This is a genomic window from Amycolatopsis sp. NPDC004079, from assembly GCF_040610415.1.
Taxonomy (GTDB): domain Bacteria; phylum Actinomycetota; class Actinomycetes; order Mycobacteriales; family Pseudonocardiaceae; genus Amycolatopsis; species Amycolatopsis halotolerans.
This window is the reverse complement of the sequence record NZ_JBEXMH010000007.1, coordinates 148,754-169,621: the sequence shown is the minus strand read 5'-3', so window position 1 is coordinate 169,621 and position 20,868 is coordinate 148,754. Positions and strand designations below refer to the sequence as shown.

Genomic DNA, 20,868 nt, shown 5'->3' with positions numbered 1-20,868 from the left:
TCCCGCCGCCAGCGGATGATCGGCGCAACTGGACGCACCGTTGCCCAGGCAGCGTCCGGCGACGAAGGGAACGATGGGATGGCGCGGCGGAAGTTCTTGTGCCAGCAGTACCAGCAAGGCAATTCCTGTCACCACAACGGACTGCGGCTGAGCCAATACTTCGCGGTGCCGTCGGTCCAGGACCTCCCGCGCAGACTCTCCCGCGACGGCCACATCGTCGAGCACGGGTACGCGGTCGGATTCGGCGAATGGTTCCTCCACGCCATGGGGCCCCGGCGGTCGCGGTCGGCCGCGCCGCGCGGATGTCGCTGGACTGCAGCGGCTACGACGTGTACGCCGCCGCGCGGGAGATCCTGTTCTGCGACGTGCACGGCAAGGACGAGATGGTGCTGCTGGTCCGGTTCACCGACGAGGGCGAAGTCGCCCGCCACGACGAGCAGCTGCAGCTGGACATGATGTTGCAGTTCGTGCAGAGCGCCAAGGAACACCCGTGGTCCTCGCACTGGCGCGAGCCCACCGGCTTCTACAGCGACTACAACCGCGAACGCCCGACGATCAGCCGCCGCACATCCCTGCCGCGCTGAACCTCGTGCGTCCCCGGTCGGGTCACAGTCATGACGTCAGCGCGGTGATACCGCAAGGAGTTTCTTTCCGCGACGCAGGGAAAGGCCTCTTGACGGACACAGAGCACGACGCCACCGGCGGCGGGCATGCCACGGTCGGATCAGAGGCAGTGCGGAAGGTCCGCGGCGCCGAAGCCGCACGCGCCCGGCGGAACCCGTATGCGCCGGAAGCCGGATCGCGCGGCGAGAAAGCCGCGGTGCTGATGGTTTCTGAGAACATGGTGCTCGGCACGACCGCAAGCTTGCCCGGCCGGGCGGCATTCAGGGGCGGTAGCCGACTTTCTCCGCGAAGCGGCGCACACCGCCGCCCTCGCCGCAAGCGAAGCAGTGAAACGTGTTGTGGTCCGGCCGGACGCGGAACATCCGAGAACCGCAGAACGGGCAGTCGCCGCGCAACTGCCGTTCCCCGATCGGGCTGAGCCGCACGTACTGCTCGACCAGCGCAACTATCCCGCCTGCATCAGGCGGCTCGGACGAGGACACCGCAATCGAGACCATGCCGCCACGCTAGCCTTCCGCATTGCCGGCCTCGGACGACGGTGTCGGCGAACTGCCGACCCGGTCGTACTCGTCGCCACTCGGCTCAACGGGCGAACGGTAGAGACGCGGCCTCGACAGCCGCGAACGTCCGTACGGGAACGGATTGCGATGGCCGCTGCTTCGACGTCCAACGACAGCAGGCGTTCCGACGTGGCGGCAAGTCCGTTCCAGGAGCCTGTCCCGCTGGCGTGCAGCGCAATCGCCTGCCGGCGCCCGGAGGCAGGAGTCTGGTCAACCTGCTGTGCGACGGTCGTGAATGCCCAGCAGGAATGACAGGTTGCCTGTCCATTCGGAGGAGTGGCGCAGGTAATCCCCCGCCGGCTCTTCCTCGGCCAGCAGCGCACTCGCGACGCGGTCGAACTGAGCGGCCTTCTTCAGACGCTGGTCGCGGTCGTGCATCTGCGGATCATCCGACCGCAGCAACATGGCCAGTCCGGTGAGCACCTGTGCCGCGGTGATCTTGGCGTCGAGCGGGGACACGGATCCGTCGGTGGAAGACATGCCCGCAATGTAGAGCCCGGGCACCGATGATGTCACCTCGCACGAGGCGCGTCCCCCAGCCTGGCGAGCCCCTCCGACGAGTTCGACGTCCCGGGGCAGTTTCCCAGGGCGAGAGATCTCCTCGACGCCGCCTGATGCACGCGCTGCGCGGATTGGATGGATTCGGGCAATGCCCCGGCCGCCGACTATCACCGCCGTCGTGAAAACCGACGTCGACGAGGCGCAAACCGTGTATCGGGAAGCGCTCGGCGAGATCTGGCGACTGGACGCTTCGGCCGACGCCAGCAACCCATACGGATTCGGCGTCGACCAAGCCTGCAATGACCCCGCAGCGCTCGATGCGGACTGCTGGGAACCATCGCTGCGCAGGGACGGGCGATGTCGTCGAGTGGCGACTCCCTGGCCAGATGGCCCGGACAACGCCCGGACAACCATCGCACGGACTTGCATAAATAATCGTCAACGCCGATTCGAATGCCCAGCCGTGCGTCTGCCCGTAATCAAGGCGGTCGGACGGCGGCGGTGAAATAGCCACGAGCGCCGATCGTGCGCGGGCGACCGACTCAAGATCGCCACCAGCGACTGCGACGACGTACGGCCGCTGACCTGGAATCCGGCCTTCGAGACGACGTCAGACAAGACTCGCTCTCCGCGGAAACGCATCACGCGACGCTCCCGGGAGAGTCCGGACCTCATCCTCGCGCAGGAGTTGCTACGACCCCGCAGGCAACCGACCGTCACCGTCATAGATATCGCCCTCCACGTACGTGATCATCGAACCGTCCGGTGCACGCATGCAGTAGTGATAGCTGGCCTCCCGCCACACGTATCGCCAACCGGCTTCGGACAACGAACCCTCGACTGAAGCTTCTCCCCCGGAACCGGCGAAGAAACCCGGGGCGCTGCTCACTCCCCGGCCGTAGGGATTGCGTTCCTGCGACAGAATCCTCAGCACATCGCGCGCATTGCGCGCCGACTTCAACTCTCTGATCTGCGCATCAACCGCGGACCAGAACCCGTCAAGCGCCACCAGAACCTCCATTCGCAAAGCAGAGATCAGACTCGAAGTCCAATGCCGCGAGCTACGTCCCGATCAGTCGACGTCGGGGAACGGAACGACTATCGCCCGCGAACTCACGCAGCGAAACGGATGTTTGTTTCCAGCACTTCCTATGGTGTTTCCAGATAACAGCTCTACTGGAAACAGTCCCGCGCGATCCGCCAACACCGACGCCGCGTATCAGCGCACCATTCCTGTGCCCGATCGAATACCGTGGCAGTCCGCCGATGCCGAGGGAGGCACCCGTGCCCGCTCCGTCCGGACACACGCTGCGGTTGATGATCTACCAGGACGTTCAATGGCTGCACCTCGAGGATCTTCTCGTGTGGCTGCGCCTACACCACGATCCAACCTGCGATGCCCTTGCCGGGCAGATTGAACACCACGTAGAGGCCGACACCGGTCATCAGCAGTCGCACCCCGCGCGGACCCGCCTCCGGATCGTTCGAAGCGACGAGCACTTCTGAGATGACCCTTCCGCGCATGCCCTCCGCGATACATCTTGAAACATCGCGCATTTTCCGAGAACTGTCTCGACGGGTTTCGCTCCGCCGCAGGCTAACGGGACAAGCAAGTCCTCGTGTGCGAGCAGGCACGGCGAGTGGCTCGCGCTCGTCCTGCGCCCGAATTCCTCTGCGGAGCCCTGCGCAATAGCTGCTCGCGCACGCTGTCCAGCGGCATGCGAGGTTTGCGAGGCGCAACGGCGACGCTGTCTGGTCCCTTGTGGGCTATGCGAAGCCGTGCTGCGCCGGCTTCGCATTCGAGGCGGTCACGGTGCGAGCGGCAGGCCGGTGCGCGACGATCCGGCGGATGCCTCGGCCTTGGCGCTTCGCCCGCCTCCTGATTTCTCCCGCCCGCTGCGTCCTGTCGTATCAACTGTCTTCGCAGGGCGGTGTCGCACGGGCCATCTAGCGGCATTCGACGTCCCTGACCTTGAGGCGGGCGTCGAGCATCGCCTGGCAGCGGACGGATTCGCGATCTGCGGTGTCTCGGCCACGACCTTCCATTCGTCTGCGCTGAACATTCGCACCTCAGTGACGAGAATCCTCGACCGCCCGGAAGCCGGGTACCGGGCAAGACGATGGCGACGTCTGCAGGCATTCGCATTCCTATGCCAGGATGTTCTCCCCAACGCGCCCGCAGGAGGCACCAGCACGCTCTTGCCGATCGTGGCCAGTCGGCCGGGGCGGGGCGGGGCGCATCTGGCGCATCAACCTGTCCGTAGCCAGGGTGCGAGCGGCGGGATCGGTGGCTGCCGCCTGTAGACAGTGCGACCGTGCAACCGTCGCGGTGCCTGACACCGGCCGCTATCCGTTCGCCGAAGCCCTCCATCCCGGCTCCGACAGGAGTGATCCCGGGCGCGGGCGCCGCGACGTGCGCACGCTGTCCTCCGCGAGACGTGCAGGCGACCGCGAGCACGTAGCTCAGCGCGACCGGGCGGGATAGACGGGCAGGCAGGGCTCGGCCTCGCCGTAGACGCGAACTGTGTCAGGTCCGTGTTCTCGATCAGCGGATCATGCGCGCGACCCCGTTGCTAACACAGGTGGCTCTGCCTCTCGCGGCAGACGACACCTGCCGGAATCAGGGCAAGGACTGTTCCTCCGCGGCGTAGTCCGGCCGCCGCGTTCGGCTGGTGCACCGGCTCCGCGGGCCCGCCAGCCTCGGGACGGGCGATGCGCACCGGTCTCAAGAAGACCTACTTCACGCCTTCGAGATACTCGCGCACTGCAGCGGCAGTGCCGAGTCGACCATCAGCCGCGTGCCCAACCCGATGGCCTCGTTCTTTGCTGTGAGCGGGGACTTGGACATGTCCGAGAAGAACGACGTCAGTGCAGTCTCCAACTGGCCCAGGTCTACGTATTCCAAAGCTCGCTGTTTGCTCCAGGCCAAATGCTCCGCGCGCTGGTCTGCATAATCCGGGTTGACTGGCGGCTCGTTCGGTGCGGACGGGGTCATCTGGGTTCCTTTCGCGAGACACGAGTTTCGCAGCCAGCATAGAACCGTGCACTTTTCTTCGTCAGCCGCGCAGTACTTGAGGGGCAACGCGCCTCGGATCCCGACGATCCTCGTTTTAGCGCTCGATCGGGACGAGGGCAGGCAAGTGAAGCGATGGCTGTTTTCAGTTCGCGGCCGTTGTTTCCGGCGGCATGGCCGCCGCGAGTGCGAGTAGCGACCATGCCTGGCTTCCTGCCCCGTGCCCGCGCCCTATTGCGGGCTCTGGTCCTGGTGGGTCGCGCGGTAGATGTCGAGCAGTCGTGTCTGCCCGGCGGTTTCCAGCAGCAGCGCGACGAGCGGCTCCGACGGGGGCAGCGCTTCGCGTTCCAGAGACTGCACGATCGTCTCCGCTGCCGACAGCGGCATGCGCGAAGCAGCCAGTCCGCGAATGAGTTCCGGGTACCGGGCGCGGGTCGACGCGCTCAACCGGCCCTCCAGGAGCTGCGCGGATGCGGAAGTCATCGGCTCGGGACTGTCGACCGGGGCCGCGACACGGGCCGGCAACTCGGGAGGCCCGCCGACGATCCGCCGGATCTTTCCCAGGGTCTTCGGCCCGACGTTGCGGATCCTCAGCAGCGCGTCGTCTGGGCAGGCGGCGATCTCCTCGCCGAAGGCGAACCCGGCGCGCCGCAGCTGACCGTAGCCGCGATTGCCGCCGTCTTGCTGCCCGGCCGCGGCGAACTCGGCCTCGTAATCCTCCAACGGCGTGCGCGACTGCGCCATGGGCTGCAGCTGCCAGCCCACGACCGCGCCGGAGCCGTAGAGGTCTCGCAGTCTCTCGGCCATCTCGCTGGCTCCGACGACGTGCAACACCCGCCCTGCCCCGACTCGGCATACCCATGCCCGGCCCCACGGCGACGCGTCCGATCCAGCCGGTTCCCACGGGTACGGCTGGGCGCGGTCGAAGTGCGCGCCGATCCGGCGGGCCTCGTCCTCCGGAGCGGGCTGCGGTGCGGATTGGGAAGAGTCGGGCATGGCCTTCATCCTGCCTCCGTCCGTACGGGCTGCGTCTGCGCGCCACGCGGGCTGTCGCCGATTGTGCCGTGCGGGGTCTTCGCCGGACGCGGTCAGTCGTCGAAGGCGAGGTCGGTTCGGCCCAGGTTGTCGCGGCACCACGCGCGGACCGCCTCGTGGACGTCGTCGAGTGTTTCGGGGTCCACGACGACCATCCCGGACTTGTCGTCGAATGGCGGCCGCTCGGCTATTTCGAGACCGTCTCCGCGCTGGTTCCACCGCCGGCGTGACTCTGGTGTCCATGTGTCGAGCGGGATCGAATGTCCTGTGCTGGCCACGAGGTTCCCGTCGTCGCCGGAGTGCGGGGCGAATTCGGTGCGCCGCACCCAGCGGATCGTCTCGGCGGTCCGGAACGGCTCGAGGTCCAGCATGACGGCTCTCCCTGTATTTTCGGGCATCGACAGCGTGTTGCAGCAGGCGACGGCTCGACTCAGGTGCCGGTCTGCCGGATCCTCCGTGCCGGGGCGGTTTACAGGTTGCGCGGCCGGATGCTCGGCGGGAGTTCGACGTCGCGCTGGCAGTTCTCGCAGAAGAACCTGAGGTGGTCGAACGCCGTCTCCCCGGCCGTGATCACGGCTCGGCCGCCCCAGGAATCCATCCTCACCGAGCTGTGCCGGTTGCACTCCTCCTCGGCGTAGATCTGCCCCTCGGCGGCGCAGTGCGGGCACACGAGTTCGTTTCCGTCGGACACCCGGACGTGCCGCAGACCGTCCTCCCGATCGTCGGTTTTCATGTCGTCCTCCGAGCGAGCTCACCGATCAGGCACCTACTGTCTCCATGGAGGGCAGACGAAGGAAGCGCTCGGTGTTTCCGCTGTTTCCCGATTCACCGGCATTCGGCTGCGGGTAGCTCCCGCAGCACAAACGACCGCTTACGTGTCCTGGATCGAGCGTGTGACGGCGCCCCAGGACACCCGGAAATAGTCGTTGGGGGCCAGTTCCTGGGCCAGGTGCCAGGCTTTGCTGCTGCGCGGCGCCGCGTGGATTGTGTGCCATAGCCAGGAGCCGAGGTTGCTCACGGTGCTTTTTCCCGGCTGGGCCGCGATCCGCGCGGCCTCGTCCCGCACAGTCGCGTCGTCTTTCAGCCACTGTGTCACCTCGGCTGTGAGGTATTGCATGCGACTTGGCTCGCTCATGCCCGTGCTCCTTCGTTCGCCGTCAAGCGCGTCACCTCCACGGCATGGCTCACCTGGATCTTGACCGGCGAGGATGTCAGCCCATCGCGTTCAGGATCCACCTGCGGTAGTGGGCGACGCTGGTGTCGATGTCCGGGCTCTGGCCGCACACGTCACCTGGCGCTCTGCTCTGGACCCCTGCCAGCTGGTAGCGGCCGAATGCCGCCTGGATGACCGGCGATCCGGAATCGCCGCCGCAGGAACCGGAGACGTCATCGGGGTAGTCGGCGCAGAAGTCGTGCGGTCGAATGCCGTAGCTGTCTCCGGCGACCGGGTCGGCCACGCATTGCGGACTGTTCGGGGGAACCACCGGCGAATCGAGCTGCCGCAGCAGCACAGGCAGTTCGGAGGGCTTGTTCTGCTCGATGTCGGTGTAGCCCCAGCCCAGCTGCCGCACGACTTCCCCCGGTGCCGGCGCGACGACGGCGAGAGCGATCGGCCGCTGTGCCATCGGCTTGTCCAGGCGCATCAGTGCGATGTCTTTGCCGTCGTTGCGATCCGCGCGGTTGACGTAGCCGGGAGCGACCTCGATTTCGGCCACGTTCGCCGTCGAGCCGCCGCGGGTGCGGTCGTTCGAGCCTACCCGCACATGCCAGGTCGACGGCGCGACCGGGGTGTAGGGCGCGCCGTCGACGCCTGGCTTGGTGACGCAGTGTGCCGCCGTCACCACCCAGGTCGGTGCCACGAGCGCGCCCCCGCACCACTGCGTGTTCGGATCGCCGCCGTATTCGCGTTGCACGGACACGACGAACGAATAGCTCGCGGTCGCAGGCTTCCCGTTGATGATGGCGTACGCGGGCGCCGTCGCCACAACGCTGCCCGCGACGACCGCCATGACGGACGCCGCGCGCAGCAAAACGTGTTTGATCACTAGGTCCAACCCCTCCCCGGTAAACCTTTCCTGGCCTTCGTCGGGTGCGACGACGACGTTCTCAGACCCAGGCCAGAAGCGAACTGAACCGTTGCTCGGCTGCCGACCGCAGTACGTTGCGTTCGCCGCACGATCGTCTGGACGTGACCCTGGCCCACGACGGACAGGCAGCGGAAGCGATCCGTGTTTCCAACCCGGCGCACGGGTGTTTCACGATCGAGGAACCGGCCCTTCCTGGAAGCACGCGCGCGTCGCGATCGCTTCCACCGCACCGCAGAGCCGAGCACGCCGACCCGATCGGCTTGTCATCTGCTTGCACGGCTCAGAAAGGGGACGGGCCGGACAACGAACGCAGGGCCGCGGCCACACGACCCATCGGCACCGCGGCGGTGCCCGCGGCCGTGCTGGTGCTGTGCGGGTTCGTGGCGGTACTCGCGTAACGGGGGCACCGAATTTCTTTCCTCTGCCCGGATCTCGCTGTCCGCCAGCCTGCACGCGCCCTCGCGATGACGGAGGCGCCGAGGAAGTTTCCCTTCGACCGCAGGAGAATCCGGAGCGCGACCTGATCGCGCGCCGATCGACGGTCTGGAGGCCCTGTCGAAACAGGCGGCCGCAGGTGCGCAGCGATCGACGGTCGGCGACGGACAGGACTGCGGCAATCGCCACGGTCCTGGACACGGCCCGAGACCGGGCGTTCCTCAAGGGCCTGCGCACCGACAACCCGCGCTGTGGTCGCTCAGCAGCGGACCGAAAAACAGGCTGGGGCCTGCTCCGCTTCGACGTCGACGGCCGCGCATCCGGCTACCCGCCTTGCTCGCCGGATCTTCCCCGCCTGGTCGTCGCACGTTCGCGGATCTGCCGAATCCCAGCTTCCCCGGTCTGATCCCACTGGGCGGACGAGATCTGCGACTGCGCCGCTTGAGAAGCGTTCGTCGGCGACACGATCCCGCACAGGGACCACGCCCCTGCGAACATCCCCGGGGCCAGCGCGTGCGACATCCTGCTGATGGACTGGGCGTGGCCGGCCGGAGGCGTCGCCTGGGTCGCTCCGGCGTGCCTCGTGCCATGCTTGATCGCATGTGGTCGCAGCCCGCCGTCGACGTGTTCGTGCTTGCCCTTGCGACGATGCGGGCTGCGATCGCGCAAGTCCAGCCCGACAAGGCCTGGAAACAGTCCGTCGCCCACGCGGCGCGGGAGTGGCAGGATCAGCGCTCCGCCGTGCTCGTATAGCCGCCAGAGGAGCAAGACCGTCATGGGCAAGAGCGCCGAACGCGCCCGGGAACTGTACGACGCCCTGACTGCCGATCAGGTCGCCTGGGAGCCAGCCCCAGAAGGCCTGCCGCCAGGCGAGACCATTCGCTGGGGACGCTGGATCTACCAGGGCGAGATCTTCTACATCCTGGCCAAAAATGACGTGCACCTGATCTTCGACCGCAGCGAGTGGGCGGCATACCTCGACGGCAGGGACAACGGGGAGTTCGACATCCCCCGCGATCGCCGCAATTGACGAATGGCGGTTGCGCAGCTGTTGCCGCGCGAACCCGCGGCCGCCTGGCCGTTCAGGTGTTCGCCGAGCGCCGACGGCCGGGTCCGGGGCCGGGGTCCGGGCTGAGGCAGGTGCGGTCTCTTCCGTCCGATTTGGCCCGGTACAGCGCAGCGTCGGCTCTCCGCACGAGGTCGTCAACGCCCGCAGCGGGCGACATGGCCGCGCCGATGGACACGGTCAGGTCGGTGATCTCGACCGCGTCGAGGTCGTCCGCGGCCGGGATCTCGACCCTCAGTGCGCGGACGCGGCGGCGGATGCGCTCGGCGATCGCGAGCAGGTTCTCGGGTGTGCCGACGTCCGGGATCAGGACGGCGAGCTCGTCTCCGCCGTAGCGTCCGCAGACGTCTTGTTCGCGGGTTTCCGCGCGCAGCGCTTCTCCCACCGCGGCGAGGACCCGGTCGCCCGCGAGGTGCCCGCCGCGCTGGTCGTTGATGTCTTTGAAGTGGTCGAGGTCGACCATCAGCATGCCCAGCGTGCTGCCCCGGTCCTGGGCGCGGGCCAGTGACTGCTCGGCGAGTTCCTGCCACCGGCCGGCGGTCGCCAGGCCGGTTTTGGGGTCGGTGCGCGCCTGGCTCTGGTATTGCCGCAGCAGCAGCACGCGGTGCATCACGACGAGGGCGAGCACGACCCCGGCCAGGACCACCGGGTTGTCGACCACCAGCGTGGCGGCCACTAGCCCGAGGCCCATCGCGCCGGCCTCGGCCAGGTGTTCGGAGAAGCTGCGGACGAGGTCCGCGATCCCGGCTTCCGGGTTGGCGAGCAGGATCGCGGCCATCACCAGCGCGGCGTTCACCAGCCACCGCAGCAGTGCAGCCGCGGCGACCACGCCGAGGTCTGCCAGGCCGGACGGGATCGACGGCTCGGGGACGCCGGGATACCGGTGCATCCCGAGGGCGAGCACCGCGACGGCGGCCTGGGTGCCGCACAGGACCGTCGAGCCGGAGAACGCCCACCGGTAGGGCGGGACCGGCCGCTGGCGGCGCGGCCAGACCCGCCACCACGCCGCCGCGTAGGTGAGCACCACCATCGCCGAGGCCAGCGACGGCGGCAGAACGAGCACTGCTGCAAAGCTCCATACGGACTTCGTGTCCTGGTACGGCGCGGTCGCGGCGCGGAGGTATTCCCGTTGCCGCTCGACGCGGCGGGTCAGCTCGATGCACACCACCGCGCAGCACGCCAGTGCGCCGAACCGCGTCAGGTCGACGGCCGTGACGGGCATCAGGAACGCGGTCGCTGCCGTGACGGCGGCGGCCGCACCGTACACGACCAGCACGTAGCCGCGCAGCGTCTTCGACGGGATGTGCCACAGGCTCCAGCCCGCGACCCGTCGGAATGGCTTCCCGATCCGCCCCTGCACCAATCCTCACCTGCACGACGAAGCAGCAGTGTGTCCGGACCCCTGACCGCCACGGTAGCCGAATCCGGACGCAGCGCTGCGGCGTCGAACCAGCGACGATGGTGTGTGCAGCCGGAATGCACCCGGATAGCCCAACGGCTGCGCTTTCGCGGGGAGGAGGTGCCGACGTGCGCGACATCAACTGGTGAACTCCTCTGCCGGCCGGGTACGCAGTGCGGCCGGCTCCGTTGCCCAACTGGAATCCTGGGCCCGCGGTTTAGCCGCTCCCGGGTCGCACCTGTGAGGAGGAAGCCGCCGTGCGCGACATCAACTGGACCCGTTAATCGCAGTCGGCTCTCGGCCGGGTGCCTGAATCCGGCCCGCCGGTCATCCCGCGAGATCCTCTCCGGCCTCGTCCCGCCAGCCCGGTGCGGGCGAGGCCGCCCGCCGCCACGCCGTCGACCCGGCGGCCGCCGCGAGCACCCCGGCCGCCGCGGCGAGCGCGATCACCGCAGCGGGCGCCAGCACCTGCGCGAGCAAGCCGGCCAGCACGATCGCCAGGCCCTGCGCCGCCCGCAGCGCTGCCATCGCCAGGCCTACCGCGCGGCCCCGTGCCTCCGCCGGCGCGGTCGACACGTACGCCGCCTGCAGCGCCATGGTGTGTCCCGCGAACGCGCCCGAGAGCGCCCACAGCACCGCGCTCGCCGCAAGGCCCGGCCCCCACCCTGTCGGCAGCAGCACCAGGCTCGTCGCCGTCGCCAACGGGCCCAGCCACCGCAATCGCCGCTCCTGCGGAACCCTCATCAACAGCAGCATCCCGGCCACCATCCCCGCGGGACCCGCCGCCAACAGCCAGCCCGCTGCGCCCGGTCCTCCGCCCAGCTGCGCGGCGTAGGGCACGGCGAGACCTTCCGGCACGACGTAGAAACCCGAGCAGCACGCCAGCGCCAGCAACGACCGCAACCGGGCGTCGGCAACGACGACGCGCCATCCGGCGACGATCCCCGCCCACCGACTCTCCCCCGCGGCGCGCTCGCCGGGCGGGACGTGCAGGGCAAGTCCGAACCGGATCACTGCCGCTGACACGGCGAACGTGCCCGCGTCCGCCCACAGCGCTCCGGACGTCCCCAGCCCCGCCACGACTGCACCGCCGCCGCCGAACCCGATCACCAGGCCCGCTTGATACGTCATCGACAGCACGCCGCCGCCCGCCGCGAGAGCATCCGCTCCCTCGAGCACGTCCGGAAGCACGGCCTGCCGCGCCGCCGAGAACGGCGCGGACGCCAGCTGCACCGCGGCCAGCAGCGCAGCCTGCGCCGGCAACGTCATTCCCGGGAGCGCCATCGCCGCAATCAGGACACCGCGGGCGACGTCGGCGCACACCATCACCGTCCGTCGCGGAAACCGGTCGGCCAGCCCCGACAACGCCGCGCCGCCCACCAGGTCCGGCACGTAGGTCAGCGCGTAGGTGACCGCAGCCAGTCCCGCCGACCGCGTCCGGTCGAAAACCAGCACCGTGAGCGCGACCCGCGCCAGCTGGTCGCCCGCGACCGACAGCACGTGCGCCGCCCACAGCGCTCGGAACTGCGGCACCCCGAACACGCTCCGGTAGCCCGCCCTCATGGAGACCAGACTGACCCGGCCGCCGCACGCGGGGCAAGAGGGACACCGCCGGACCGCGGGCGAGCGGTCAGCGGCTGCTGGGCTGCCTGCGGCCGCGGGTTTTCGCGGTGCCGCGGGTCTTCCGCGCTGCTGCCTGTTTCCGCGGCACCGGACGCTTCTGCGTCGTGTCCCGCTCGTCGTACTGCTTGATCACGCTCTCGGCAATGCGGCCGTGGTCGCTGACGGCGAACCCGTTTTCGCGGGCCCATGCCCGGATGGCCTGGTTGCGGTCGCGTTCTGCGGGTGTCAGAGGCCGACGGGCACTTGCCGCTGCGGCGACGCCGCGGACTTTCCGACCTCCCACGCGCTGGCCCGCGGCAATGTACTGCGCGAGTTCTTCGCGCAGTACTGCAGCGTTCTCCGCGGACAGGTCGATCTCGTAGTGCACGCCGTCCAGGCTGAACGGAACTGTCTGCTCGGCGGCGCTGCCGTCGATGTCGTCGACTATTTCCACGCGCATCTTCTGCGCCATGCGGCTTCCCCTTTTTTTCGCTGCGATCGGCGGAACGGGCCACAGCGTAGCGATCCCGCGGCGCTGCGGAATCAGGCCCTGATCGCGGCGCGGACGCAGGAGGAACAATCTGCGGCGCGCACAACCCGCCGACGCACTGCGGGATTCTCCCGCGCTTCCCTCGAATCCGCGCGGCATTGACGATCCTGGCACCCACGACCACGCCACCGTCGTTCTCGATCACGCAGACTCGTCGGTTCGCGGCCGGCTCTCGTCGTCAGCGAGCAGTCGCTCGGAGGATCAGCACTCTCCGGAATCGGGAGGGCTGCACCGGAACCGACCGTCAGGCCGGCATGTCCGGGCCGATGCGCACCGTATTAAGGGAACGTCCGCCGGGCGATCTACGCTCGGCCCCGAACGGCTGTCGCCCGCCCGGATGGCGCGTGAACGGTGCGTTGTTTTTCCAGTGCGGCTGCGCAGCAGAACGCACGCGACGGCACCGTTTGGCGGCTGTCGGTGGGACGACCGCGGCGCTTCACCGCCGGACAGGTCTGCAGGGAGCTCACTCGTCGATTCGTATCACCTGAAAGGTTCTCGGGTCCAGCAACAGGCAGACGCCTTCGGGTGCGGTGCCGCACTCGTCCCGGACTGCTTCGATGACGAGCGCGCGCAACTCCCTGCGGATGTCAGCTTCGGCGGGCATGTCGTCGGGTCGCGCGTCGAAGTCCAGCTCGTATTCCCGTTTGCCGTTCATTGACGTTCCGCTCGCTCGGTATCTGACCAGGTCATCCATGCGAGGTCCCTTTCTGCCGGCCGCAGAGCGCCCGATTCGTCCCGCTGCGGCACGAGCTGCTTCCTGACGGCGAGGCAGGGGTGTCAGAAGTCTTCGTCCCATCGCTCTCCGGCGAGGCAGGGATCGAAGCCGGGCGGAGGAATCGGTGAATCCGGGTAGTCGCGGTTCACGCGATCCTGCACCGCGAGGCATTTTTTCCAGTGCCCCTCACAACGCGGAAACGGCTTTCCGCTTGCGGACAGCGGGGGTGCGGTATTCAACTGCGCCGACGCACTCGTCGCTGTGCTCGAGGCATTTCAGGTTTTCGGCCATGGCTGCCGCCTTTCGGGTCGGCGGGTGCGCGCGGGAAGTCTCGCGAACGTGTGGCGGCGACGGCGCTGTCGTGGTCAGGAGAGATGCCGCTGCGCGAACGAGGTTTGCCCGCGCGGCGACCGGACCATGACGACGGCGATGAGGTCTAACTCAGATCGCCTGACCGGTTGCGAGACCGCAGCGCGGTCCGTGCGGTCCGTTTGCGAGGCCGACTATTCCTCGCGTGGTCGGATTTCGGCAGCGATCACTGTTTCCGATCCGCTGCGCCGGTGTTTCCGGCGAGCTGGTGCGCCACGATCGAACGACAGGTGATGCCGGGATTCTGCTCGCGCTTTGTTTCCGACGGATGGGAAAGAACGCTCGGCCGACGGAAAGGAACGCGAGCGCCGGTACTACGTGCTGGTCCCTGAAGGCAGAGAGATGCTTGCTTGTCCTCGTCGCCGTTTCCCCGGCCGCGCGGCAAGGGCATCGCGGCGGATACGATGCCGCGACGACCGACAGCGACCAGCTAGCGCTCATCGTCCTCTACGCGATGTTCGCTGTTCAGGTGGCTGGCCCACTCCTCCGCCTCGTCCCGATCGATGAACGTGGTGCTGACGGCGAGCCACGAGGGCCTTCCGTCGGGGGCGGTGCCCAGTGGCGCCCACACTCGGTAGACCGTCGTTTCCATGCCTTCCTTTCCTTCCGCTCGGTCGTCGACGACGCGGCCGAATGCCGCGACCTGGTTTGGCGTCGCCGGCCATCTCCGCGTCGAAGCCCAGCTGCGCGCGGCATTGACACAACTCCCTGTCACCGACCAGCAGTCGGCGAAGGCGCGGCCGCGGTGGCACGCGGACTGTGCTGACGAGCGTCGTCGCGGTCTCAGTCCGCAGGGCGGCGAGCGCGACGACGCGAGAGGGGACGGCTGCGGCGGCGTTGTTCGGCGGCGGTCGAGGCTCGAGCCGCCGACGGCGGCCGCGTCGGCCCACCAGGCCGGGGCAGGGATCCGCGTGCCGGCCCGGGATGTCGCGGCGTTGCGGACGCAGTCGGCCGGAAGGGGTGGCGGTGCAGGGAGGCCAGGTCGCCTAGCAGCAGTCGCAGCGCGTACGCGGCCTGGGCGGGGATGACGCCGTTGCCGAGTGCCCGCAGTTGTGCGGTGCGAGGCAAGCCGAGATGGTCGGCCGTGACCCAGCCCGCCGGGAGCCCCATGAGCCACTCCACGAATATCGGCGCGAGGCCGTATCGCCCGGGCGGGGTCGGGTGCGGCGCGCAACGACCGGTGACCAGTTCCCAGCGGTGGACTGCGGCGGCGTAGTCGCCCCAGTCCAGCGGACCGGCGATGTCTGCGGGGCGTCCGCTCTGGACTGGGCCGCGGGCTGTGCTGCGCCGGTATTTCCGTCGGAAGTAGTGCCGTGCGCGGCGGGTGTCGCCGGGTGCGCCCCAAGCCCCGGGCGACAGGCCGTTGCGCAGCACCGAACGGTCGGGAGTCGGCAGCGCGCCGCAATGCGGCACGGTCGGGCGCGCGGCACCCGATCGGCCGGGGCCGTGCGACCGCTCGCCGCAGATGACGCGGTCGCGGTCGCGGTCGCGGATGTCCGGAAGCGACTGCGCGGGATCGGTCAGCGCCACGCATCCCGCCGGAACGGGACGGTACGGATCAGCAGCGACAGGCGTCGCCGCAGGCAGTTCGTCACCCGACGACGGCACCACCTCGGGCCGCACGACCGCGTTGACTACGTCGTCCAGATTCACTTGGTGCCCGCCCGCGCGGCGGCGCACCGGGTCGGACGCGCCTCGTTGGTCCCCGTCGCGTGCCGCCGGTGTGGGGAGCATGCGCACCCCGTTCCTGCTGGGGGACGGCACACAGGAACACCCGCTCCCGGCGGTGGGCGGCTCCGACGTCGGCGGCGCGTACGCTGCGCCAGACCGCGTCATACCCCGTTTCGGCCAGGCCTCCGAGTACTCGGTCGAGTCCGCCGTTCCTCCATCGGAGGGCGGCGACGTTTTCCACGACGACGAGATCGGGTCCCAGAAGGCCAATGACCTCCAGGATGTAGCTCCACAGTCCACTTCGAGCGCCTTTCACGATGCCTGCGCGTCTCCCGGATCCGCTGATGTCCTGACACGGAAAGCCCGCCGTGACCACCTGCACCGGTTCCACTCGCGTGAAGTCCACGGTGCGCAGGTCGCCGAGGGCGAGCGCGCCCGGCAGTCGCGCGGCGAGCACCGCGGAGGCGTGCGGGTCGATTTCGGAGTACCAGGCGATCCGTCCGCCGAGGACGGCCGCGACGCCCAAGTCCAGGCCTCCCACGCCGGTGCAGAGGGACCCGATCGCCGGGCCGTTTGTTCCGGTGAAGCACAGGGTGTCGCCTGCGCCCTGTCCGGTGCCGCGGGGGTGAGGTGCGTTCATCGCCGCTTTTCCTTCCTGGCCGGGTCAAGGGGGGCGTCGCTGCGGCGTGCGTGCCGACGGATGTCCGGAACGCGTTCAGGCGGGAGCGGTCAGCGGGGATGCTTCTGCCGCCCCGTGCGGGCTTGCCTTCGCGATGGTCGAGGGCAGGTCAGTTCAGGACGGTTGCCGCGAGCGCGGTAGGCGCTGTCGTGCTGCCGTCGCACAGTTCTCGCACGAGGATCATCGGCTCGAGGTCGGCGCATCGATCCAGCCGCACTGGCCGGCCCGCCGCTTCCGTGACCTGGCCCGGATCGAATCCGCCGACGCGGATCTGCCGCTCGGCGAGATCGTTGAGCATCGACACCCCCTGCTCCGTGGCGGGGCAGGACAGGCACAGCTCCGGCAGCCGCTTCAGGGTCAGGCCCACGGTGTAGGCGAATCGGCTGCCGTCGTCGTGTGCCACGACGATCACGGCCCAGCCGGCACGATCGATGATGGTCAGCAGCTTGTCGCCCACCGCGCTCGGGTTGTCGCTCATGTCTTGCATCGGCTCTCCCGTCCGGCGTCCGCGTTGGAGGTTCCCATTCGCCCTCGGCTCGGTCCCGTTCCCGGGCGGAGGTGTTCGCCGCGGGGCTGAACGCATCGGCTCAGGACGCGGGCAATGGGCCTGAAACCCATTTAGCGGCAACGGAACCGGCTGGCGAAAGCTCTCGCTGTTTCCAATCGCGGACCTCCGCGTTTCCCGACAGACCGCGTGAGCTCGGCTCTCGCGCCGCGAGCGCGCGGAAAGCCGGTGAGCTGCCAGGGCGGGTTGCGCGGAGCAGCGGCCCGATTTCGGGGCCAGGCCAGGCGTCACGGTCGGTCTCGACGGCACGCTACGTCCGGGATGACGCCGGGGAGAACCACGGAACCGTGGCGCTGCATGGTTATTCCGCGAGGTCGCTCTGCGGCTTCGCCTCGCCCGGCGACGGGCACCGCCTCGACAGCGGGGCTCAGGGCAGCCAGGATTCGTCGTCGCCGGCGATCTTCAGGTTCAGCGCCTGGACGCGTTCGTCCAGCTGCGACGCGGTGATGATGCCGACGAACTGTTCGGCTTGAACCAGCCAGTATTCGGCTTCGACCGGCCGTTTGGCGTCTATCAGGTCCTGGACTTTCTTGTGCAGGGCCGAGACGGTGGCAGCGGCCCCTTGGTATCTCGGCTGGGCCGGGCTCCGGCGGGCGAACGCATGCTGCACGGCCTGGGCGCGGCCGTGAGGGTTCTGCACCTGATGGCGAGGCCCCTCGGGGACGGGCACAACGTCGGAGAGCCGGACGTCGCGCAGCGCTACCCGCCCGGCGTAGGTCTCCAGGACGAGGAGCGTGTCGCCGACGCTGTTGCACCGTTCGAGGGCGACGACGAAACGCAGACCGTGCGCGTTTTCCACGCCGCCACGGTATTCCACTCGTTTGCCGATCATGCTGCTCATGGTGATCCTCGCGGGTGTTGTGAGCGCTCCGGCGGCAACCCGGCCGCAGGAGAGAAGGGCCGGTCACGACGCGGGCTGCGGATGGTCGTACGAAACCAGGGCGGCGGTGATCGTGTCGGCGGCGGCGCTGGTGGCAGGATCGTCGTCCACGCCCCAGCAACGACGAAGCTCGCGGACCCGGTCGATGACCGACACCGCGGGGTCGTAGGCTGCGGCGATCCGGCCGACCCGGGCAGGGGGCAGGCCGACGAGCGTCGCGATCCCCCGCAGGCTCATGCCCCCGGACCGGGCCGCATGGATGACGACCGCGCGTTCGAGGTCGGCGCACTCGCCGCGGAACGCCGCGAGCGTTAGCCGCGCTTGCGCCGTCGAGGTGTTCGCGTTTCCGGGCATGCGGATAGTTCCTCGTCTGATGGTGCTGGTGGCGTGGCCGGCCATCGAGGCGAGCACGCGCTCGCGCCAGCGGAACGCGAATCGCGGACAGTTGGCGCAACTCTTGTGGCCCGTGCATCCCGGCAGCGGCCGCTCCCGCCGCGCCGCCATCGACCAGGAGAGGCTGTCCGCGCTGGCAAGGCTCGAGCCGTACTTGCCCAGCCCGGAGAGCTTCACCCCGAAGCCGTGCAACGCAATTCCGGGCACTGCCTCGCGCACCGCAGCGACGATCCCTGCCACTTCGTCCGTTCCTTGGCGCCTGCACACCGAACCGATCCCGACCGTCGGCTCGGCGGCGAGGTCGACGCCCGCGTTCACGTATTTCGCGACGCATTCGACATAGTCGGCCGACGTCCAGCCCTGCAGCACAGGGATGAACGGCAGGTCGGGAGCGATCTCGCGCAACTCGAGGAAATTGCCGACCGTGCGGGCCTGGTGCTCGCGCACGGTCAGCCCGGTCTTGGCCCTGATCGAGGGCTCGGCCATCCAGTCCTGCGGGGCTGCTAGCTGCAGTCCGCCGATCTCGTCGCGATAGCGCCGTACCCGGGCCGCGTACTCGCGCGGGGCGGGCCCGGAGGACCAGGTCCCGTACTGCGAAAGCTGAGTGAAGCCGCCGGAGTCCAGCGCCCACGTCCCGATCGCCCGCGGCAGCGTCTTGTACCCGCGCAACGTCCTGTCGGACACGAACAGCGGAACGATCGTGCGGGCGATCCAAGCAGGTCGGTGCGTGCCCAGGTAGAACTTCACGATCCCGCTGCCCGGCAGGCCCCAGCGCCGACCACGCCGTCAGAGCGCGCAGCGGCCGCCGCGGGCGGCGAGTACCTGCACGCATTCAGCGCGAGAATCCCCGCCGACGGCCCGGGTCCGGTCGCCTCGGCGGGGATTGCGTCAGCCGCTGCGGGGTCCGCTCCGCCTTCCATCGGTTCGCCGATCAGTTCTGGGCGCTCACGGGAAATCGGGCTGGCTGGAGGCGCAGATCCGTCGGCCTGACGGCGTCGTGATCACGACCGGTGCTTTGGGGACGGCGCGGGCGCTCACTTGCCGATGCTTCCCGTCGGGGTACAGCCCCAGTTCGTCCCACGGCCCGGCGCAGGTCGTGTAATGGCGTCCGTTGTCCCAGTCGGCGCGCACGAGGACGAACCTGCTCGAGCAGTTTCGGTAGTGAGCGGTCATCCCCTGCGCGCTGTACCCGCACCGGCGCGGCGCCGGGGCGTTGATCCCGACGTCGCCGTGCACGTCGAGGCCCAGAGCTTTCAGGTTGATGAGCCCGCCGACGCCGTCGTCCCCGGAGTCAGCATGCGCGACGACGTCCGGTCCGGCCGCCGTCGCCGTCGTTGGGACCGCGGACGCGATTCCGCCTGCAGCGAGCAGGCCGAGCAGAACACCTTTCGATGCGGCCGTCACGAAGTTCATGATGTGCTTTCCTTTCCTCGAGATTCCGGATCCCGGCGGCACCGGACCGGAGAAGAGCCAGCCGCCGCTCGATCACGAGGCACTTAGGCGGCGGCTCGTCGCCCGGGTGATGCGGCGAACAAGCGGGAACCGGGCCGCACTACACTGCTCCCGGCCACGCCGGCGGGGCGTGGCCGACGAGCTTCGTCCGCGACCCCAGATTCAGATGTCCAGATGCGACTCGTCGTAGGCGATAAGCGCACGCAGCCGCTCGGCTGCCGCGTCCCAGCCGCAGATCCTCTCGTCACGGCCGTAGCGAGCCCGCGCTTGCTCGAACGTGTCGAAGAGCTCGAACACTTCGGACGTACCGTCGTCGAAAGCCCAGTGGTGGATGTGCACCAGGATCTTTCGCCGCTCGGTCTGCGCGATCCACGCCCGCCAGGCGTCCGGCGGCGCGGGCGATTCGGCGGTGTGGCGAGCGAAATAAGGACTCGGGTCGTTAATGTGCAGCCCGCTGTCCTCTTCGACATCAGGCACCAGCAGCCAGCGCCCGGTGAAATATATCCGTCGCACCGGCGGCCCGCGATTGGTGAAGAGGCGGGCGAAATCGTTCTCCAGGTCCATAATTCTCCTTGCGTCGACGCAAATCCGACTCGCCCAGGTCACGTGACGGCCAGTGTCGGGAGATGGCGGCCGTGCCGGCGCTCGTACACTGCTCCGACGTCGACGTGCAGCACGTCGCCCCCGCAGTCCCGGAACACCGGGTATCCGCACGTGGCGCATGCCCCGATCGCGTCGTGTTCCGCGTCGCACGTCCGGCAGGTCGCGTGGAAGTCCTCGTCCTCGACGGGATACGGCTCGTCCATGACGGGCTTCTCCTTGCGTAGTCGGCAATCGTGCCCCGGGCCGGTGTGTCGTCCGCAGGTTTTCGATGTGCACGGCGATGCCGCGGTGACGCCTGGACTCGCGCTCGGCGCCGCACGCGCGCAATGCGGTCCCGTCGCAAGGATCCGTCAGCAGCCGGAAGACCCGCCCCGCCAATCGGTTCCAACCGTCGCTCGTGCGTCGCAGCGCCGGGCGAGCCGTCCCGTGTGGACACACGTCCGGGGACAGTCGTGCTCGACACGCGTCAACGGCGGCGCCTTCGGCTGGCGGCACCGCGGAGGCTTGTTCGCCTGTTCAGAGCGGACGTCACGGCTGCGAGGCCAGGACCGCGCGGTGCGGTCCGCGTTCGCGTTGAACCGCCGTCCACGGGCACTGGTGGGCCAGGCTTTTGTCGCAATGGCGGCTCACCAGGTGCCGGCAGGCGGCGCAGACGCCGATCGAGCCGTG

The 20,868-nt window shown here is 68.9% G+C and carries 26 protein-coding genes; 4 read left to right on the top strand and 22 right to left on the bottom strand.

Features of this window, described 5'->3' with window-relative positions:
* The first annotated feature begins 248 nt into the window (after positions 1-248).
* Positions 249-584, top strand: coding sequence for a hypothetical protein (locus tag ABZX37_RS10730; protein WP_354738150.1), 336 nt, complete (start codon positions 249-251; stop codon positions 582-584).
* A gap of 300 nt (positions 585-884) precedes the next feature.
* Here ABZX37_RS10730 and ABZX37_RS10725 read toward each other — a convergent pair whose 3' ends face one another.
* The 3 genes from ABZX37_RS10725 to ABZX37_RS10715 all read right to left on the bottom strand — a co-directional run bounded on the left by ABZX37_RS10725 (position 885) and on the right by ABZX37_RS10715 (position 2,706).
* Complete coding sequence (locus tag ABZX37_RS10725; RefSeq protein WP_354738148.1) at positions 885-1,121, bottom strand: CHC2 zinc finger domain-containing protein; 237 nt, start codon at positions 1,119-1,121, stop codon at positions 885-887.
* A gap of 273 nt (positions 1,122-1,394) precedes the next feature.
* Positions 1,395-1,664 (bottom strand): hypothetical protein, encoded by a 270-nt coding sequence (locus tag ABZX37_RS10720; RefSeq protein WP_354738146.1) that lies wholly within the window; start codon positions 1,662-1,664, stop codon positions 1,395-1,397.
* A 712-nt stretch (positions 1,665-2,376) separates the two neighbouring features.
* A complete protein-coding gene (locus ABZX37_RS10715) occupies positions 2,377-2,706 on the bottom strand; it encodes a hypothetical protein (RefSeq protein ID WP_354738145.1) in 330 nt (109 codons plus the stop codon).
* Between the two features lie 296 nt (positions 2,707-3,002).
* On the opposite strand from ABZX37_RS10715, the gene ABZX37_RS10710 reads away from it, so the two are divergent.
* Entirely contained in the window at positions 3,003-3,191 is a 189-nt protein-coding gene (locus ABZX37_RS10710; RefSeq protein WP_354738143.1) for a hypothetical protein, read from the top strand.
* 1,234 nt (positions 3,192-4,425) lie between these two features.
* Here ABZX37_RS10710 and ABZX37_RS10705 read toward each other — a convergent pair.
* The 6 genes from ABZX37_RS10705 to ABZX37_RS10680 all read right to left on the bottom strand — a co-directional run bounded on the left by ABZX37_RS10705 (position 4,426) and on the right by ABZX37_RS10680 (position 7,778).
* Positions 4,426-4,680, bottom strand: a complete 255-nt coding sequence (locus tag ABZX37_RS10705) for a hypothetical protein (RefSeq protein WP_354738141.1) — start codon at positions 4,678-4,680, stop codon at positions 4,426-4,428.
* A 249-nt stretch (positions 4,681-4,929) separates the two neighbouring features.
* A complete protein-coding gene (locus ABZX37_RS10700; RefSeq protein WP_354738139.1) occupies positions 4,930-5,694 on the bottom strand; it encodes a hypothetical protein in 765 nt (254 codons plus the stop codon).
* 92 nt (positions 5,695-5,786) lie between these two features.
* A complete protein-coding gene (locus ABZX37_RS10695; protein ID WP_354738137.1) occupies positions 5,787-6,104 on the bottom strand; it encodes a hypothetical protein in 318 nt (105 codons plus the stop codon).
* Positions 6,105-6,202: 98 nt separating this feature from the next.
* Positions 6,203-6,466 (bottom strand): hypothetical protein, encoded by a 264-nt coding sequence (locus tag ABZX37_RS10690; RefSeq protein ID WP_354738135.1) that lies wholly within the window; start codon positions 6,464-6,466, stop codon positions 6,203-6,205.
* Between the two features lie 138 nt (positions 6,467-6,604).
* Positions 6,605-6,868, bottom strand: coding sequence for a hypothetical protein (locus ABZX37_RS10685; RefSeq protein ID WP_354738134.1), 264 nt, complete (start codon positions 6,866-6,868; stop codon positions 6,605-6,607).
* A gap of 76 nt (positions 6,869-6,944) precedes the next feature.
* Positions 6,945-7,778: a trypsin-like serine protease gene (locus ABZX37_RS10680; RefSeq protein WP_354738132.1), complete on the bottom strand. Its 834-nt coding sequence runs from the start codon at positions 7,776-7,778 to the stop codon at positions 6,945-6,947.
* A 1,065-nt stretch (positions 7,779-8,843) separates the two neighbouring features.
* Here ABZX37_RS10680 and ABZX37_RS10675 point away from each other — a divergent pair.
* Together ABZX37_RS10675 and ABZX37_RS10670 are read left to right on the top strand one after the other, a co-directional pair.
* Positions 8,844-9,008 carry a hypothetical protein gene (locus ABZX37_RS10675; protein ID WP_354738130.1) on the top strand — a complete coding sequence of 55 codons (165 nt, stop codon included), beginning with the start codon at positions 8,844-8,846 and terminating at the stop codon, positions 9,006-9,008.
* A gap of 22 nt (positions 9,009-9,030) precedes the next feature.
* Positions 9,031-9,285 carry a hypothetical protein gene (locus ABZX37_RS10670; protein WP_354738128.1) on the top strand — a complete coding sequence of 85 codons (255 nt, stop codon included), beginning with the start codon at positions 9,031-9,033 and terminating at the stop codon, positions 9,283-9,285.
* A gap of 52 nt (positions 9,286-9,337) precedes the next feature.
* Here the strand turns inward: ABZX37_RS10670 and ABZX37_RS10665 are convergent, their stop codons facing one another.
* From ABZX37_RS10665 to ABZX37_RS10605, 13 genes are all read right to left on the bottom strand, one after another.
* Positions 9,338-10,681 (bottom strand): GGDEF domain-containing protein, encoded by a 1,344-nt coding sequence (locus tag ABZX37_RS10665; protein ID WP_354738126.1) that lies wholly within the window; start codon positions 10,679-10,681, stop codon positions 9,338-9,340.
* Positions 10,682-11,047: 366 nt separating this feature from the next.
* Positions 11,048-12,292: an MFS transporter gene (locus tag ABZX37_RS10660; protein WP_354738298.1), complete on the bottom strand. Its 1,245-nt coding sequence runs from the start codon at positions 12,290-12,292 to the stop codon at positions 11,048-11,050.
* Between the two features lie 58 nt (positions 12,293-12,350).
* On the bottom strand, positions 12,351-12,794 hold the full coding sequence (locus tag ABZX37_RS10655; protein WP_354738124.1) for an Lsr2 family protein: 444 nt from the start codon (positions 12,792-12,794) through the stop codon (positions 12,351-12,353).
* A 541-nt stretch (positions 12,795-13,335) separates the two neighbouring features.
* Positions 13,336-13,566, bottom strand: a complete 231-nt coding sequence (locus ABZX37_RS10650) for a hypothetical protein (RefSeq protein ID WP_354738122.1) — start codon at positions 13,564-13,566, stop codon at positions 13,336-13,338.
* A gap of 820 nt (positions 13,567-14,386) precedes the next feature.
* Complete coding sequence (locus tag ABZX37_RS10645) at positions 14,387-14,548, bottom strand: hypothetical protein (RefSeq protein WP_354738120.1); 162 nt, start codon at positions 14,546-14,548, stop codon at positions 14,387-14,389.
* Between the two features lie 191 nt (positions 14,549-14,739).
* Positions 14,740-15,636, bottom strand: a complete 897-nt coding sequence (locus tag ABZX37_RS10640) for a hypothetical protein (protein WP_354738296.1) — start codon at positions 15,634-15,636, stop codon at positions 14,740-14,742.
* On the bottom strand, positions 15,548-16,267 hold the full coding sequence (locus ABZX37_RS10635) for a DNA cytosine methyltransferase (RefSeq protein WP_354738118.1): 720 nt from the start codon (positions 16,265-16,267) through the stop codon (positions 15,548-15,550). Before ABZX37_RS10635 ends, ABZX37_RS10640 begins: the two co-directional genes overlap by 89 nt.
* Positions 16,268-16,415: 148 nt before the next feature.
* Complete coding sequence (locus tag ABZX37_RS10630) at positions 16,416-16,763, bottom strand: DUF4262 domain-containing protein (RefSeq protein WP_354738116.1); 348 nt, start codon at positions 16,761-16,763, stop codon at positions 16,416-16,418.
* Positions 16,764-17,238: 475 nt separating this feature from the next.
* Complete coding sequence (locus tag ABZX37_RS10625) at positions 17,239-17,712, bottom strand: hypothetical protein (RefSeq protein WP_354738114.1); 474 nt, start codon at positions 17,710-17,712, stop codon at positions 17,239-17,241.
* Between the two features lie 63 nt (positions 17,713-17,775).
* Positions 17,776-18,891 carry a hypothetical protein gene (locus ABZX37_RS10620; RefSeq protein WP_354738112.1) on the bottom strand — a complete coding sequence of 372 codons (1,116 nt, stop codon included), beginning with the start codon at positions 18,889-18,891 and terminating at the stop codon, positions 17,776-17,778.
* 198 nt (positions 18,892-19,089) lie between these two features.
* Positions 19,090-19,557 (bottom strand): DUF6355 family natural product biosynthesis protein, encoded by a 468-nt coding sequence (locus tag ABZX37_RS10615; protein WP_354738110.1) that lies wholly within the window; start codon positions 19,555-19,557, stop codon positions 19,090-19,092.
* Between the two features lie 201 nt (positions 19,558-19,758).
* Positions 19,759-20,160: a hypothetical protein gene (locus tag ABZX37_RS10610; protein WP_354738108.1), complete on the bottom strand. Its 402-nt coding sequence runs from the start codon at positions 20,158-20,160 to the stop codon at positions 19,759-19,761.
* Between the two features lie 38 nt (positions 20,161-20,198).
* Positions 20,199-20,402, bottom strand: a complete 204-nt coding sequence (locus ABZX37_RS10605; RefSeq protein WP_354738106.1) for a hypothetical protein — start codon at positions 20,400-20,402, stop codon at positions 20,199-20,201.
* Between the last annotated feature and the right edge of the window lie 466 nt (positions 20,403-20,868).